The 14,393-nt window shown below is 74.6% G+C and carries 16 protein-coding genes and 1 pseudogene; 11 read left to right on the top strand and 6 right to left on the bottom strand.

Annotation, left to right across the window (positions count from 1 at the left end):
- Positions 1-118: 118 nt before the first annotated feature.
- Entirely contained in the window at positions 119-946 is an 828-nt protein-coding gene (locus tag ABEA53_RS08785) for an alpha/beta hydrolase family protein (RefSeq protein WP_345480731.1), read from the bottom strand.
- 325 nt (positions 947-1,271) lie between these two features.
- On the opposite strand from ABEA53_RS08785, the pseudogene ABEA53_RS08780 reads away from it, so the two are divergent.
- The 3 genes and pseudogenes from ABEA53_RS08780 to ABEA53_RS08770 form a co-directional block, all read left to right on the top strand.
- Positions 1,272-1,913 (top strand): annotated as a pseudogene (locus ABEA53_RS08780) (DUF7059 domain-containing protein); the annotation flags it as partial.
- 271 nt (positions 1,914-2,184) lie between these two features.
- Entirely contained in the window at positions 2,185-2,919 is a 735-nt protein-coding gene (locus tag ABEA53_RS08775) for a DUF7782 domain-containing protein (protein WP_345480730.1), read from the top strand.
- Between the two features lie 36 nt (positions 2,920-2,955).
- Positions 2,956-3,810, top strand: a complete 855-nt coding sequence (locus tag ABEA53_RS08770) for an NAD-dependent epimerase/dehydratase family protein (RefSeq protein ID WP_345480728.1) — start codon at positions 2,956-2,958, stop codon at positions 3,808-3,810.
- A 19-nt stretch (positions 3,811-3,829) separates the two neighbouring features.
- Here ABEA53_RS08770 and ABEA53_RS08765 read toward each other — a convergent pair whose 3' ends face one another.
- Positions 3,830-4,321, bottom strand: a complete 492-nt coding sequence (locus tag ABEA53_RS08765; protein WP_345480727.1) for an FBP domain-containing protein — start codon at positions 4,319-4,321, stop codon at positions 3,830-3,832.
- Between the two features lie 58 nt (positions 4,322-4,379).
- Positions 4,380-4,664 (bottom strand): GNAT family N-acetyltransferase, encoded by a 285-nt coding sequence (locus tag ABEA53_RS08760; RefSeq protein WP_345480726.1) that lies wholly within the window; start codon positions 4,662-4,664, stop codon positions 4,380-4,382.
- Between the two features lie 73 nt (positions 4,665-4,737).
- Between ABEA53_RS08760 and ABEA53_RS08755 the strand changes: the two genes are divergently transcribed.
- The 4 genes from ABEA53_RS08755 to ABEA53_RS08740 all read left to right on the top strand — a co-directional run bounded on the left by ABEA53_RS08755 (position 4,738) and on the right by ABEA53_RS08740 (position 9,016).
- Positions 4,738-6,180 (top strand): phytoene desaturase family protein, encoded by a 1,443-nt coding sequence (locus tag ABEA53_RS08755; protein WP_345480724.1) that lies wholly within the window; start codon positions 4,738-4,740, stop codon positions 6,178-6,180.
- A 36-nt stretch (positions 6,181-6,216) separates the two neighbouring features.
- Entirely contained in the window at positions 6,217-7,041 is an 825-nt protein-coding gene (locus ABEA53_RS08750) for an SDR family oxidoreductase (RefSeq protein WP_345480723.1), read from the top strand.
- 83 nt (positions 7,042-7,124) lie between these two features.
- Positions 7,125-8,555 (top strand): purine-cytosine permease family protein, encoded by a 1,431-nt coding sequence (locus ABEA53_RS08745; RefSeq protein ID WP_345480722.1) that lies wholly within the window; start codon positions 7,125-7,127, stop codon positions 8,553-8,555.
- Complete coding sequence (locus ABEA53_RS08740) at positions 8,552-9,016, top strand: nucleoside deaminase (protein ID WP_345480720.1); 465 nt, start codon at positions 8,552-8,554, stop codon at positions 9,014-9,016. Before ABEA53_RS08745 ends, ABEA53_RS08740 begins: the two co-directional genes overlap by 4 nt.
- Before the next feature lie 21 nt (positions 9,017-9,037).
- Here ABEA53_RS08740 and ABEA53_RS08735 read toward each other — a convergent pair whose 3' ends face one another.
- Positions 9,038-9,838: an NAD-dependent epimerase/dehydratase family protein gene (locus tag ABEA53_RS08735; protein WP_345480719.1), complete on the bottom strand. Its 801-nt coding sequence runs from the start codon at positions 9,836-9,838 to the stop codon at positions 9,038-9,040.
- 103 nt (positions 9,839-9,941) lie between these two features.
- Between ABEA53_RS08735 and ABEA53_RS08730 the strand changes: the two genes are divergently transcribed.
- Together ABEA53_RS08730 and ABEA53_RS08725 are read left to right on the top strand one after the other, a co-directional pair.
- Positions 9,942-10,778 (top strand): DUF3097 domain-containing protein, encoded by an 837-nt coding sequence (locus tag ABEA53_RS08730; protein ID WP_345480718.1) that lies wholly within the window; start codon positions 9,942-9,944, stop codon positions 10,776-10,778.
- Positions 10,779-10,821: 43 nt separating this feature from the next.
- Complete coding sequence (locus ABEA53_RS08725) at positions 10,822-11,820, top strand: prenyltransferase/squalene oxidase repeat-containing protein (RefSeq protein ID WP_345480717.1); 999 nt, start codon at positions 10,822-10,824, stop codon at positions 11,818-11,820.
- Here ABEA53_RS08725 and ABEA53_RS08720 read toward each other — a convergent pair.
- The gene (locus ABEA53_RS08720; protein WP_345480716.1) at positions 11,763-12,257 is read right to left on the bottom strand and encodes a metallophosphoesterase family protein; all 495 of its coding nucleotides are present in this window, start codon (positions 12,255-12,257) and stop codon (positions 11,763-11,765) included. The two genes, ABEA53_RS08725 and ABEA53_RS08720, sit on opposite strands and share 58 nt — an antisense overlap.
- Before the next feature lie 30 nt (positions 12,258-12,287).
- On the opposite strand from ABEA53_RS08720, the gene ABEA53_RS08715 reads away from it, so the two are divergent.
- The gene (locus ABEA53_RS08715; protein ID WP_345480715.1) at positions 12,288-12,959 is read left to right on the top strand and encodes an HAD family hydrolase; all 672 of its coding nucleotides are present in this window, start codon (positions 12,288-12,290) and stop codon (positions 12,957-12,959) included.
- A gap of 65 nt (positions 12,960-13,024) precedes the next feature.
- Positions 13,025-13,252, top strand: a complete 228-nt coding sequence (locus ABEA53_RS08710) for a DUF3072 domain-containing protein (RefSeq protein WP_345480714.1) — start codon at positions 13,025-13,027, stop codon at positions 13,250-13,252.
- Positions 13,253-13,320: 68 nt separating this feature from the next.
- On the opposite strand, the gene ABEA53_RS08705 is transcribed toward ABEA53_RS08710, so the two are convergent.
- Positions 13,321-14,301: a TIGR03557 family F420-dependent LLM class oxidoreductase gene (locus ABEA53_RS08705; protein ID WP_345480712.1), complete on the bottom strand. Its 981-nt coding sequence runs from the start codon at positions 14,299-14,301 to the stop codon at positions 13,321-13,323.
- Positions 14,302-14,393: the final 92 nt, after the last annotated feature.

Raw genomic sequence — 14,393 nt, 5'->3', positions numbered from 1 at the left:
CGCCGGGGCGTCGCATGCGGCCTCTGAGCGCGCAGCTGCGCGCCGCAGTCCCAGTTGCGGCCGAGCGCTCGCGCGCAACTGCGACTGGAGCGCGCAAGAGCGAGCCGGGAGGGGCGGGTCAGGCGCCGGGGGTGCGGTACTTCTCGAAGAACTGGACGACGGTCGCGGGCTGGTAGTTGGACGGGTCGCCGTGCTCGCCGGTGGTGTGGAAGTAGGTGACCTCGGCGCCGGCGGCCTTCGCCTCCGCGACGCACACGGCGGCGTTCGTCGCCGCGTCCACGATCGTGTCGGCCGGTGAGGCCCACACCAGCATCGGCGTGCGCCCGACGCGCACGGGGGAGACGGGCGCCCGGCTGACCCCGCGCCACGAGCCGCGGATGGTGGCCTGGAAGCGCGGCTCGTGCATGGTCCGCAGATCGCAGACGGGGAACCAGGCGGTGGAGGCGCGGACGGCGGGCAGCTCGCGGCCGAGCTGCATCGTCGCCAGCCCGCCCATCGACTCGCCCATCAGGAACACGTCGTGCAGCCGGTACCGGCGCTGCGTCCGCTCGATGAGCCGCCGGTAGTCCGCGACGCTCGGCGCGTCGCCCCAGGCCTTGCCGTCCGCGTCGGCGGCCAGGATCGTGAACCCGGCCTCGCTGACGGCGTGCGCGACCGACGCCTCCTGGCGCCGGCTCAGCAGCGACCACCGCGTCTGGCCCCAGCCGTGCAGGAACACGACGAGGCCGCCGTTCGACCGCTTCGGCACGAGCACCAGGGAGGCGGACGCCTCGTCGTCGACGACCCGGGCACCCGCGGCGCGCAGCGCGGCGGGCTCCGCGGTGGCCACGGGGCGCGGCGTCGCGCCGGGCGGGACCGTCGACGAGGACGCGCACCCGGTGAGGTCGAGCGTCACGAGCAGTGCCGCGAGCGCCGCGATCGCAGCACGGCGCGGACGGAAGGGCACACCGACATTCTGAGGTGATTCGCAGGTCTCCTCGGACCACTGCGGAAAAGGTCGGCCGTCGGTAGCGAATCGTGATCGAGTCCCCCCGGAACGGGGCGCACGACACGGGCGGGGTGCGATCCGGGCGCCGCGTACGCTCGTCGCAGGCGCCGCGGCTCACGTCCTCTCTCTTCACTCGACGTGCTGCGCGGTGGCCTCGTGCGGACGGTCCCCGTCCGCCGTGTCGCGGGATGCGCGGCGCGCACGCCGTCGCGTCGTGTCGCGCATCCCACTGAACACCCTTCTGATCAGCGGATCGCCGACGGCGTTCGGGCAGGATGGCCGCATGCAGGCGTCGCCCGATCCCGAGCTGGTCTCCGCGCTCCGCCGCGACCTCGACGCCGCGCGCTTCACGGTCGAGGGGCTGGAGGCCGCGTGGGGCCCGGTCGCGGCCGAGGCGCTGGGGCGGGACGACCCGGTGCCGGCGCTGCTCGAGCTGGACCGCCGCGACCCGTCCGCGGCGGGCCTGCTCGGAGCGCTCTTCGTGCTCGGCGCGCCGCAGCCGGTCGCGGCGCTCGACGGCGCCCTGCCCGGCACGGGCGCCACGGGCGCCGCGCGGCTCGGTCTCGTCCGCATCGAGGACGCGGCGGCCGTGCTGGTCGACCTGCGGCCGTACGCCCTCGCGGACGAGTCCGGCGTGGCCTCCTGGTGGATCGCCTCCGACCCGGGCGAGATGGCGCTCGGCGGCGAGCTGCCGGCGGAGCACGTGCTCGGCGCGGGCTCGGCGTCGACGACGCTCGCGCAGATCCTGGTGCCCACCGGCACCGGCTCGGTGCTCGACCTCGGCACCGGCAGCGGCGTGCAGGGCCTGATCGTCGCCCGCACCGCCTCCCGCGTCGTCGCCACCGACGTGTCCGCGCGAGCGCTCGACTTCGCGCGGTTCAACGCCGCCCTGAACGGCACGGCGCTCGAGCTGCGCGAGGGGTCCCTCTACGAGCCGGTCGCGGGGGAGCGGTTCGACCGCATCGTCAGCAACCCGCCCTTCGTGATCACCCCGCGCGGCTCGGCCGAGGTGCCCGAGTACACCTACCGCGACGGCGGCTTCCGCGGCGACGGACCCGTGGAGGCGGTCGTGCGCGGGGCCGCCGACCACCTCGCCGAGGGCGGCATCGCCCAGCTGCTCGGCAACTGGGAGGTGCGCGGCGGCGACCAGGTCGAGGCCCGCGAGCGGGTGCTCGACTGGGCCGGANGACGGACTCGTGGAGGCGGTCGTGCGCGGGGCCGCCGACCACCTCGCCGAGGGCGGCATCGCCCAGCTGCTCGGCAACTGGGAGGTGCGCGGCGGCGACCAGGTCGAGGCCCGCGAGCGGGTGCTCGACTGGGCCGGACCCCTCGACGTCTGGATCGTGCAGCGCGACCTGCTCGATCCCGCGCAGTACGCGGAGACCTGGGTGCGGGACGGCGGCGCGCAGCCCGGCAGCGCCCGCTACCGGGCGCTCGTGCGCGCCTGGCTCGACGACTTCGCCGCGCGCGGGGTGACCGCGATCGGCGCCGGCTACGTGACCCTCCGCCGGCCGCGGGGCGCACCGACGCTGCGCCGGTTCGAGCACCTGGACGGCGCGGTCGGCAGCGACATCGGCGGGGCGATCGAGGCGGGCCTCGCGGCCCACGACCTGCAGCGGGTGCTGCCCGACGAGGCGCTCGCGGACACCGTGCTCGAGGTCGCGCCGGACGTCACCGAGCACCGGCACTACTGGCCGGGCGACGCGGACCCGACCGTGATCGAGCTGCGGCAGGGCACCGGGTTCGCCCGCGTGCGCCGCGTGGACACCGTGACCGCCGCGGTGGTCGGCGCGTGCGACGGGGACCTGCCGGTCGGCGCGATCGTCGACGCGGTCGCCCGGCTGCTGGACGCGGACGCGGAGGCCGCCCGGGCCGCCGTGCTGCCCGTCGTCCGGGAGCTGCTCGTCGAGGGCTTCCTGGCGCTCCGCTGACCGCGGCGCTCAGCCGCCCGGTGCGAGCCTTGCTGCATGCATGTCGTCCTCACCGGAGCAACCGGTCTCATCGGATCCGCCGTCGTCCCGCACCTCGTCGAGCAGGGCCACCGGGTCACCGCCCTCGTCCGCAGCGAGGAGGCCGCCGCCAAGGCGCAGGCCTCCGGCGCGACGCCCGCCGTCATCGACTTCGACAGCGCGACGGCCATCGCCGAGGCCTTCCGCCCGGGCGACGCCGTGATCCACCTCGCGGCCGCCGGCGACGACGCGGAGGCGTTCGACCGGCGGGTCGCGGAGGCCGCCGTCGGCGCGCTCGGCGGCACCGGCAAGCCCTACGTGCACACCGGCGGCGTCTGGGTCTACGGCTCCGGGGACGACCTCACCGAGGCGACCCCCTACGACGCGCCGGCCATCACCGCGTGGCGGCTCGGCGTCATCGAGTCGCTGGAGGCGGAGGACCTCGCGCTCACGGTCCTGCACCCGGGCATCGTCTACGGCGACGGCGGCGCGGGCATCCCGCAGATCCTCGCGGGCCAGCCCCGCACGGGCGACGGGAAGCTGACGACGCTCGGCAGCGGCGTGCAGCACTGGACCACGATCCACGTCGACGACCTCGCCGCGCTCTACGCGGCCGTCGTGACGAGCGGCACCGGGCAGGGCGCCGTGCTCGGCGTCAGCGGCACGAACCCGACCGTCGCCGAGCTGAGCGCCGTGCTCGCGGGCGACGCGGGCGTCGAGGCGGAGGACCCGTCGGCGACGGAGTCGCGACTCGGCTCGGGCTTCGCGGAGGCGCTGCTGCTCGACCAGCAGGCGACCGGCGCGAAGGCGCGCGGCATCGGCGGGTGGACGCCGACCAAGCCGTCCCTGGCGGAGGAGCTCAGCCGCTCCTGAGCGGTGGCCCGGCGGCGGGTCAGCCGGCCAGGACGGTGGAGGCGAACGAGCCGAGCCGCTCCTGCAGGCCGGTGATCCGCCGCTGCACGATCTCCTCGGGCGGCAGCTGCATCGGCGCCGCCGGGGGAGCGATGCGGATGATCGCGGAGCAGTTGAGGTCCGCGCAGATGTAGGTGCCGACGGTGTCGCCCTTGCGGCCGGCGTCGCCGGAGCGCGGTGCCGCGAACAGGGTGACCTGCGCGCCCGGCTGGGCGGTGTGGCAGAGCGAGCACATCGCGCTGATGCCGGAGCGGATGCGGCTCTCGGAGGCGCGCAGCGCGAACGACACGGGCCGCTCGTCCTGCCAGACGGTCAGGTAGGCGCGCTGGGGCGCCTTCGCGTCGTGCCAGCCGAGGTACTCGCGATCGTCCCAGAGCACCTCGTGCAGCCCGGGCATCGGGAGCCGCTCGGCCTCTCCGCGCGTCGTGTTGACGAAGGATTCGCGGATCTGGTCCTCGGTGAGCGGCTGCATCCCGTCCAGGGTAAACCTGAGCGCCCGAGGCGGGGCGCGGCCGTGCAGCACGCTGGGATCAGCGCTGGGGGACCCGCGTGTAGTCGGGGTGCTCGGCGAGGAAGTTGCGGACGAGCGAGCACTGCCCGATCGGCCTGATGCCCGCGGCCCGCGTGTCGTCGAGGCCCGCGCGCACCATCTGCGTGCCGAAGCCGTGGTGCTCGTGCTCGGGCAGGATCTCGCTGTGGGTGAAGACCCGGCCCTCGTCGGTGTCGCGGTAGACGAGCTCGCCGATCGGCTCCCCGTCCAGCACCGCGACGTACCGGTGGTGCTCGGTGTCGTGCTCCGTCGCGATGTCGGCCATGCGGTCATCCTGCACCGCCCCCGTCACCCCGGCAACCGAGGGTCCTCCTGGGGAGGAGGGGGAGGATCGGGGCATGAGCACCCCCGACCTCGTCGTCATCGGATCGGGGCCGAACGGGCTCGCGGCCGCCGTGACCGCCGCCCGAGCCGGCCTCGACGTGCTGGTGCTCGAGGGCGCCGACCGGCCCGGCGGCGCCGCGCGCACGGAGGAGACGACGCTGCCGGGGTTCCGCCACGACCTCGGCGCCGCGGTGCAGCCGATGGCGCTCGCCTCCCCGTTCTTCCGCCGGTTCGGCCTGGAGGAGCGGGTGCCGTTCATCACGCCGGAGATCTCCTGGTCGCACCCCTTCGAGGACGGCACGGCCGTGCACGCCTGGCGGGACCTCGACCGCACGGCGGCCGGCCTGGGCGCGGACGGACCCGCGTACTCGCGCCTCGTGGGGCCGTCCGTGCGGCGCGCGCGGGAGGTGGCCCGGTTCACGCTCGGCCCGGTGCTGCGGGTGCCGCCCCACCCGGTCGTCGCCGCGCGGTTCGGGCTCTCCGTGCTCGATCAGGGCGCGCCGGGCTGGAACCGACGGTGGCTCGGCCGGGACGCGCCCGCGCTCCTGACCGGCGTCATGGCGCACACGGTGCGGCCGATGCCGTCCATCCCCTCCGCGGCGGCGGGGCTCGCGCTCGCCGTGCAGGGCCACGCCGTCGGTTGGCCGGTGCCCGTCGGCGGCACGGGAGCCGTGACCGACGCACTCGTGGCCGACCTGCTCGCGCACGGCGGCCGCATCGAGACCGGCCGTCCCGTGCGCGACCTCGCCGAGCTGCCGCCCGCCCGCGCGCTCCTGTTCGACACGAGCGTGCCCGTGCTCCTCGACGTCGCCGGACGGCGCCTGCCCGCGCCGCTGCGCGCCTGGCTGCGCACGTTCCGGCACGGCGCGGGCATCGGCAAGGTCGACTACGCGCTCGACGCCCCGGTGCCGTGGCTGGATCCGACCGTGCGCCGAGCCGTGACGGTGCACGTCGGCGGCACGCGCGCGCAGATCGCGGCGGCGGAGGCGGACGTCGCCGCGGGGCGCGTGCCCGACCGCCCCTACGTGCTCGTGGCCCAGCCGAGCACGGTCGACCCGACGCGCGCGCCCGCGGGCAAGCACGTGCTGTGGGCCTACACGCACCTGCCGAACGGCTCGACGCTCGACCCCGCCGAGCTCGTGACGTCGGCCATCGAGCGCGTCGCGCCGGGTTTCCGCGACGTCGTGCTCGCCGCGAACGCGCAGAGCGCGGCCGACATCGGCGCCTGGAACCCGAACCTCGGCGGCGGCGACCTCGCGGCCGGGGCGGTGTCCCTGCGGCAGCTGCTCGCCCGCCCCGTGCCGTCGCCCGAGCCGTGGCACCTCGCGAACGGCGTCTACCTCTGCTCCGCGGCGGCGGCGCCCGGTCCCGGCCTGCACGGCCAGGGCGGCTACCTCGCCGCGCGGTCCGCGCTCCGCCACGAGTTCGGCATCCGCACGCCGCCCCGCCTCCGCTGAGGCCGCACCCAGGCGGTCGCGCGCAGGGTTGATGACATGGCATCCAAGGTCTGGTTCATCACGGGCACCTCGCGCGGCTTCGGCCGGGAGTGGACGATCGCGGCGCTGGAGCGCGGCGACCGGGTCGCCGCGACCGCCCGCAGCGTCGACTCGCTCGACGACCTCGTGCAGCAGCACGGCGACGCGATCCTGCCGATCGCCCTCGACGTGACCGACAAGGCCGCCGTCGAGGCCGCCGTCCGGCGGACCGTCGACACGTTCGGCCGCATCGACGTCGCGATCAACAACGCGGGCTACGGCCACTTCGGCTTCGTCGAGGAGGTCTCGGAGGAGGAGCTGCGGGCGCAGCTCGAGACGAACCTCTTCGGTGCCGTGTGGGTGACGCAGGCGGTGCTGCCGACGATGCGGGAGCAGGGCTCCGGCCACATCCTGCAGGTCTCCTCCATCGGCGGCATCAGCGCCTTCCCGCTCGTCGGCGCCTACCACGCGTCGAAGTGGGCCCTCGAGGGCCTCTCGCAGTCGCTCGCGCAGGAGGTCGCGGACTTCGGCGTCAAGGTCACGCTCATCGAGCCCGGCGGGTTCTCCACCGACTGGGCCGGCCCGTCCGCGAAGCGCTCCGCCGAGCTGCCCGCCTACGCGGACTACCGCAAGGCTGTGCTGGAGCAGCGGGCGAGCCGCAACGCGGAGCCCGGGCATCCGGAGGCCACCCGCGGGCCGATCCTCGAGCTCGTCGACGCGGAGGAGCCGCCGCTGCGCGTCTTCTTCGGGAGGTCCCCGCTCGGCATCGCGAAGGCCGACTACGCGAAGCGGATCGAGACCTGGGAGCAGTGGCAGCCCCTGTCCGAGCGCGCGCAGGGCTGACCGGCACGGGGCGACGCGCCCGATCTGTTTCGGGCGCGTGACGGATGCGGGGTCCGGCCGCCCCTGGCCGTACCCTGCCCGTCGTGACCACCGCCGAGGCGCAGCCCAGACCGTCGTTCGTGGAGCAGGGCGGGATCGAGGCGATCCCCGTCGATCGCCGGCACGGCTCGCCGTGGCAGCTGCTGACCACGTGGACCGCCCCGAACCTCGAGTTCGCGACGATCTTCGTCGGCGTCATCGCCGTCGCCTTCTTCGGGCTCTCGTTCCCGGTCGCGATCGCCGCCCTGGTCGTCGGCAACGCCCTCGGCGGCCTGACGCACGGGATCCTGTCGAGCTGGGGACCGCGCGACGGGGTCGCGCAGATGGTGCTGGGGCGGGTCGCCTTCGGCAGCCGCGGCAACGTCGTGCCGGCCGCCATCAACACCGTGATGGCCGGCATCGGCTGGTTCGCGGTCAACTCCGTCAGCGGTGCGCTCGCGCTCGCCACCCTCACGGGTCTGCCCGCCTGGCTGACCCTGCTGCTGATCGTCGTGCTCGAGGTCGCGGTCGCGTTCGTCGGCCACGACCTCGTGCAGCGGTTCGAGCGGTACGCGAGCATCGCGCTCGGCATCGTCTTCCTGCTCGCGCTGGTCTTCGCCCTCGGCAGCGGTCACCTCACGGGCGGTGCGGGCGGCAAGGCCGGCGGCGCGCCCTTCGCCGGCATCACGCTGGCGATCTCCGCCGCCTTCGGCTACGCCGCCGGATGGAACCCGTACGCCTCCGACTACACGCGGTACCTGCCGCCGCGCACCTCCCGCCGCACGCTCGGCTTCGCCGCCGGGTTCGGCAACTTCCTCTCCTGCAGCCTGCTGATGGCGGCCGGCGCGGCCGCGGCGACGGTGGCGGGCTTCGACGCCGGCGATCCGACCGGCTCCTTCACGAGCACCTCGGTGATGCCGGAGGTGGTCGGCAAGCTCACGCTGCTCGCCATCGCGGTCGGGGCGGTCGCCGCGAACGCGCTGAACGTCTACTCCGGTGCGATGAGCTTCCTCGCCGCCGGCGTCCGGATCCCGTTCGCGCTGCGGCGGGCGATCGTCGCCGTCGCCTTCGGGGCGATCGGGTTCGTCGTCGCGCTGACCGCGCTGCCGAACGCGGGGGAGGCGTACGAGGCGTTCCTGCTCGTGATCGCCTACTGGATCGCGCCGTGGCTGGGCGTGCTGCTCGCCGACCGGGCGTCGCGCCGCGGCACCCGCATCGCCGCGTTCCTCGCGGACGACGCCCGGTACGTGAACCGGGCCGGGCTGATCGCGTTCCTCGTGGCGCTCGTGGTCTCCGTCGTGCTGTTCAGCAACCAGTCCGCCTACGTCGGGCCGCTCGCGGGCTCCGTCGGCGACCTCACCCCGTTCGTCGGCTTCGTGCTGGGCGCCGTGCTCTACGTCGCGCTGGCCCGGGTGCTGCCGCCGGAGCACGGCGGGCCGCTGCCCGCCGACGGCTACGAGCAGCCCGAGCACGTGGACGCGGCGGCCCGCGCGTGAGCGACGAGCGGCGCTACCCGACCGACGCGGACAAGCTCGCCGTCGCCGCGGAGCAGGCGCGGATCGGCCTGGAGGAGGGCGGCATTCCGATCGGGGCGGCGCTCTTCGACGAGGACGACCGACTGCTCGGCGCGGGGCGCAACCGGCGGGTCCAGCACGACGACGCCTCCGTGCACGGGGAGACCGACGCGTTCCAGGCGGCCGGACGGCAGCGCTCCTACCGGCGCACGACGATGGCGACGACGCTCTCGCCGTGCTGGTACTGCTCGGGCCTCGTCCGCCAGTTCGGCATCGGCCGCGTGATCGTCGGCGAGGACCGCAACTTCCTCGGCGGTCAGGACTGGGTCGCCGAGCACGGCGCCCACGTCACCGTGGTGAACGACCCGGACCTCATCGCGATGATGGGCGACTTCATCGCCCAGCACCCCGCCCTCTGGAACGAGGACATCGGCGAGGACTGACCGGCTTCTTCGCCGACCGCACTACATCGGCTCGCCGAGGGGCGCGGTCGTGAAGACGCCGCCGAGCGGGTCGGAGCCGACCGGGCGCAGCTCGTCCGGGGAGGAGAGGCCGAGCCGCTCCGCGAGCTCGGCGACGTGCGCCTCCGCGTCGTCCTGCGGCTCGAACCCGATGGCGCGCCCCGGCTCGAGCGACACCGTCCGCCTCGCGTTCGCGGAGACGCCCCACACGACGTGGTTGCCGGGCGGCGCCGACAGGGACGCCTCGATCAGCCGCGCGAAGTCGCCGGGGGAGAGCCAGGTGGAGCGGGCGCGGGCCGTGGGCGGCGTCGCGCCGAAGGTCATGATCCGCGCCGACACGATCCGCATGCCGAACCGGTCCGCGTACAGGTCGCCGAGCGCCTCCGCGACGACCTTCGAAAAGCCGTAGTAGGTGTCGGGCCGCGCTCGCGGCATGCCCTCGCCCGCCTCGTCCGAGGGCACGAAGCCCGCGGCGTGCACCGAGCTGGCGAGCAGGATCGCGGCGCCCGCGTCGCGCGCGGCGTCGAGGGCGACGCGGGCGGACTCGACGTTCACGTCGACGACGTCGCGCCAGCCGCGCTCGGAGGCGAAGCTCGCCAGGTGCACGACGAGGTCCGTCCCCGTCGCCGCGTCCCGCATCGCCGCCAGGTCGGTCGCGGAGGCGATGCGCACGTCGTCCGCCTCGACGGCTCCGCTCGGCTGCACGACGTCGAGCAGCCGCAGCCGGTGGCCGGCGTCGCGCAGGAGGGGCAGGACGGCCGTGCCGATGGACCCGGCCGCGCCGGTGATCAGGATGTTCGCCACGCCTCGACGCTAGGACCGGCATCGGGCACTCGGCTGGACGCGCTGATCGTGACACGCGAGCCGCAACGCCGGTCGTCCGCGCGGGCCCGCCTAGCGTCGGACGATGAGCTTCGACCGGTACGGCGCGGACGTCCTCAGCAACGGCGACTGGAAGCGCAAGCCGCCGCCGCCGAAGGTGGTGGAGGCGCTGAAGGGCGTCGTCGTCGAGGAGGTCGCGAGCGGCTTCGTCGGCGCCGTCGTCGGGGTCGAGGGCCGCATGGTGAAGCTCGAGGACCGCCGCGGGAAGGTGCGCGTCTTCCCGATCGGCCCGGGCTTCCACATCGACGGGCAGGCCGTCGCGCTGCGGGTGCCGAAGGTGCAGCCGAAGCGGACCGGTCCGCTGCGCTCCGCCTCCGGCTCCTTCGCCGTGGAGGGGGCCAAGGCGCGGGTCGCGCGCGGCAGCCGCATCTTCGTCGAGGGCCGCCACGACGCGGACCTGATCGAGAAGGTGTGGGGCCACGACCTGCGCATCGAGGGCGTCGCGGTCGAGTACCTGCAGGGCGTCGACCACCTCGAGGAGGTGCTCCACGTCTTCAAGCCGGACCCGAGCCGCAAGGTCGGCGTGCTCGTCGACCACCTCGTCGCCGGCAGCAAGGAGACCCGGCTCACCGAGGCGGCGGTGAAGCCCTGGGGCGACGACGTGCTCGTGGTGGGGCACCCCTACATCGACATCTGGCAGGCGGTGAAGCCCGAGCGCCTCGGCCTGAAGGCCTGGCCCGTCATCCCGCGCGGCACCGAGTGGAAGCACGGCATCTGCGAGGCGCTCGGCTGGCCGCACGAGGACCAGGCCGACATCGCGCGCGCCTGGCAGCGCATCCTCGGCCGCGTCGACCACTTCAAGCACCTCGAGCCCGCGCTGCTCGGGCGGGTCGAGCAGCTGATCGACTTCGTCACGGCGTAGCAGGCGCTTCCCGCGGCGCGGTGCTCGGGGCTACCGTCGCGCGATGGACGACGTTCCCGGCCACCTGCTCGACGGCGACCCCTCGGTGCGCTGGCAGGCGCTGCGCGACCTGGCGGATGCGCCCGCGGAGGAGGTCGCTGCGGAGCGCGCCAGGGTCGTGACGGAGGGCTGGGGCGCCCGGCTGCTGGCCGAGCAGGGCGAGGACGGCCGCTGGGACGGCGGCGTCTACCGGCCGGGCTGGGTCGACGAGGCGCGCCCGTTCTTCGACGCCTGGACCGCCACGCACTTCGCGCTGGAGACCCTGCGGGACCTGGGCGCGGACCCCGCCGCGCCCGCTGTGCGCCGCGCGATCGACCTGGTTCGCGAGCGGGTGGTGTGGGACAAGGGGGACGGACGCGCCTACTTCGACGGCGAGACGGAGCCGTGCGTCAACGGCACCGCGCTCGCCTCCGCCGCGTACTTCGGCGTCGGCGGCGACGCGATCGTCGAGACCCTGCTGACGAGCCGCCAGGCCGACGGCGGCTGGAACTGCTGGGCGCAGGGCTCCGAGACCCCCTCCTCCTTCCACTCCACGATCTGCGTCGTCGAGGGGCTGCTCGCCTGGGAGCGGGCGGGCGGCCGGTCCGGCGAGGTGCGCGCGGCCCGCATCGCGGGGGAGGAGTACCTGCTCGAGCGCCGCCTGCTGCGCCGCCGCAGCACGGGGGAGGTGATCGATCCGCGGTTCGCGATGCCCGCCTTCCCAACGCGCTGGTACTACGACGTGCTGCGCGCGCTCGAGCACTTCCGGGTCGCCCGGCCCGAGGGGGACGAGCGCTGCGCGGAGGCGGTCGAGCTGCTGCGCGGCAAGCGGCTGCCGAACGGGCTGTGGAACCTCGAGCAGACGCGCATGGGCCCGGTGCTGTTCGAGTTCGACGAGGAGGGGGAGGGCTTCCCGAGCCGCTGGATCACGCTCCGCGCGCTGCGGGTGCTGCGGTGGTGGGACGCTCAGACCCCGAGCAGCTCCCAGGACACCTCGCCGGCGTCGAGCTCCAGCAGCGCGTAGGTGCAGCGCGGCTGCCGTCGGCGGTCCGTCGGCGAGCCGGGGTTCAGCAGGCGCAGGCCGTTCGGCGTGGTCGTGTCCCAGGGGATGTGGCTGTGCCCGAAGACGAGCACGTCGGTGGCGGGGAAGGCCTCGTCCATCCGGCGCTCGCGCCCGGTCGAGGCGCCCGTCTCGTGCACCACGGCGAGCCGGACGCCCTCGACGACGGTGCGGGCGACCTCCGGCAGCCGGGCGTGCAGCGCGGGCCCGTCGTTGTTGCCGGCCACGCCGATCACGGGCAGCCCCGTCGCGAGCAGCAGGTCGAGGGTCGCCTCGTCGACCCAGTCGCCCGCGTGCACGACGCCGTGGACCTGCTGCAGCGCGGCGAGCACCGCGTCGGGCAGGCGCTTGGCGCGTCTCGGCAGGTGGGTGTCGGCGAGCACGAGGAACCTGGTGGGCACGCTCCCATCCTCGGCTGGTGGGATCGGCGGATGCCCACCGCCACCTGCAAGGCCGTCCTCTTCGACATCGACGGCACGCTCGTCGACACGAACTTCCTGCACGTCGACGCGTGGCTGCGCGCCTGCGCGGACGTCGGGCACCCCGTCGACGCGTGGCGGGTGCACCGAGCGATCGGCATGGACTCGTCGAAGCTCCTCGGCACGCTGCTCGACGAGCACGCGGACCGCCTCGGCGACGCCGTCAAGGAGCGCCACGCGGAGCACTACGCGGCCCAGCGCGAGCGCATGCGGCGGTTCGCGGGGTCGCAGGAGCTGCTCCGCGAGCTCGCCGACCGCGGGCTGCAGGTGGTGCTCGCGACCTCCGCGCCGCAGCAGGAGTACGACATGGTCATCGAGGTCCTCGCCCCCGGCGACTCGGTGTCGGAGGTCACGACCGCGGAGGACGTGGAGGCCGCCAAGCCCGCGCCCGACGTCATCGAGGTCGCGCTGAAGAAGGCGGGCGTGTCCGCGGACGAGGCCGTCATGGTCGGCGACGCGGCCTGGGACGCGGAGTCGTGCGCGCGCGCGGGCGTTCGGTGCATCGGCGTGCTGTCGGGCGGCTACGGCGCCTCCGAGCTGCGGGACGCGGGGGCCGTCGCGGTCTACGACGACGTGGCCGAGGTGCTGCGCCGGCTCGACGAGAGCCCGATCTTCTCCGCCTGACGCCGAGCGGCGGACCCGGGGCGGATCCTCAGAGTGCGTTCGGAGATTCGTTCTACAGTCGCGCCATGAGCGACGACAAGACCGAGATGCTCGGCGGCACCGAGAACAGCAGCACCGAGAAGGACCCCAGCGACTGGGTGACGGGCGGCGAGCCCGCGACCGGCGCGCAGAAGAGCTACATCGACACCCTCGCCCGTCAGGCGGGGGAGGAGATCCCCGCGGACATCACGAAGGCGGAGGCGTCCGAGACCATCGAGCGCCTGCAGGAGGAGACCGGCCGCGGCCAGTCCTGACCCCGGGCCCGGTGTTCATCGATACGGGGATCCGGCTCGCCGGATCCCCGTATCGATGAACGCTCCGATCAGGCCTTCGGGGCGGCGGCGCGCAGCTTCTCGAGCAGCGGCTCGGCGACCTCGTCGAGGAAGTGCTGCTGCAGCGCGTCCCCGACCTGCACGACCGCGACGTCGGTGAAGCCGGCCTCCCACAGCGGCTTGACGCCCTCGACCAGCTCGTCGAGGTCCGGGCCGCACGCGATCTGGTCGGCCACGTCCTCCTTGCGGACGAACTGGCTGGCGCCGTGGAAGCCGTGCGGGGTCGGCAGGTCGGCGTTGACGGCCCAGCCGCCGGCGAACCAGCGGAACTGCTCGTGCGCCAGGTCGATCGCTTGATCCTTCGTCGGCGCCCAGCAGATCGGGATCTGCCCGATCTTGCGCGAGGAGGAGCTCCCCTTCGCGGCGTCCCAGCCCTGCAGCAGCTCGGGCAGCGGGTCCGTGGCGATCAGGTGGTCGCCGAGCGGCGCGAACCGCTCGACCGCCTTCTCGCCGCCGACGGCGAGCCCGATCGGCACGCCGCCCTCCGGCACGTCCCAGATGCGCGCGGAGTCGACGCGGAACCAGTCGCCCTCCCACGTCACGAGCTCGCCGGTGTGCAGCGCGCGGATGATGTGCACGGCCTCCTCGAGCATGTCCTGGCGCTGCGCCACCGGCGGCCAGCCGTCGCCCGTGATGTGCTCGTTGAGGTTCTCGCCCGAGCCGAGCCCGAGGGTGAAGCGCCCGTCCGCGAGGATCTGCAGCGTCGCCGCCTTCTGCGCGACGACCGCCGGGTGGTACCGGATCGTCGGGCAGGTCACGTACGTCATGAGCTCCATGCGCTCGGTGGCGTGCGCGATCGCGCCGAGCATCGTCCACGCGTAGCCCGCGTGCCCCTGCTCGGTGAGCCAGGGGGAGTAGTGGTCGCTGGAGACGGCGAAGTCGAACCCGACCTCCTCCGCCTTGATGCCGTACTGCACGATCTGCTTCGGGCCGCTCTGCTCGGTCATGAGCGTGTAGCCGAACCGCGTCATCGGTGGTCCTCTCCTCGAATGGTCACCTGGAGCGTACGAAGGGCTGCGTGACCGTCGGCCGAGCGGTGGCTGCGGCTCCCTGAACCGCTCCC

The sequence above is a fragment of the Amnibacterium soli genome, assembly GCF_039544415.1.
Classification (GTDB): Bacteria; Actinomycetota; Actinomycetes; order Actinomycetales; family Microbacteriaceae; genus Amnibacterium; species Amnibacterium soli.
This window is presented reverse-complemented; position numbering and strand designations above follow the sequence as displayed.

Coding starts and splice junctions, on each gene's coding strand:
- ABEA53_RS08710 (WP_345480714.1), top strand. CDS start 13,025: ATGAGCGACGACAAGACCGAGATGCTCGGCGGCACCGAGAACAGCAGC.
- ABEA53_RS08705 (WP_345480712.1), bottom strand. CDS start 14,301: ATGACGCGGTTCGGCTACACGCTCATGACCGAGCAGAGCGGCCCGAAG.
- ABEA53_RS08730 (WP_345480718.1), top strand. CDS start 9,942: ATGAGCTTCGACCGGTACGGCGCGGACGTCCTCAGCAACGGCGACTGG.
- ABEA53_RS08765 (WP_345480727.1), bottom strand. CDS start 4,321: ATGCAGCCGCTCACCGAGGACCAGATCCGCGAATCCTTCGTCAACACG.
- ABEA53_RS08725 (WP_345480717.1), top strand. CDS start 10,822: ATGGACGACGTTCCCGGCCACCTGCTCGACGGCGACCCCTCGGTGCGC.
- ABEA53_RS08760 (WP_345480726.1), bottom strand. CDS start 4,664: ATGGCCGACATCGCGACGGAGCACGACACCGAGCACCACCGGTACGTC.
- ABEA53_RS08770 (WP_345480728.1), top strand. CDS start 2,956: ATGCATGTCGTCCTCACCGGAGCAACCGGTCTCATCGGATCCGCCGTC.
- ABEA53_RS08715 (WP_345480715.1), top strand. CDS start 12,288: ATGCCCACCGCCACCTGCAAGGCCGTCCTCTTCGACATCGACGGCACG.
- ABEA53_RS08750 (WP_345480723.1), top strand. CDS start 6,217: ATGGCATCCAAGGTCTGGTTCATCACGGGCACCTCGCGCGGCTTCGGC.
- ABEA53_RS08755 (WP_345480724.1), top strand. CDS start 4,738: ATGAGCACCCCCGACCTCGTCGTCATCGGATCGGGGCCGAACGGGCTC.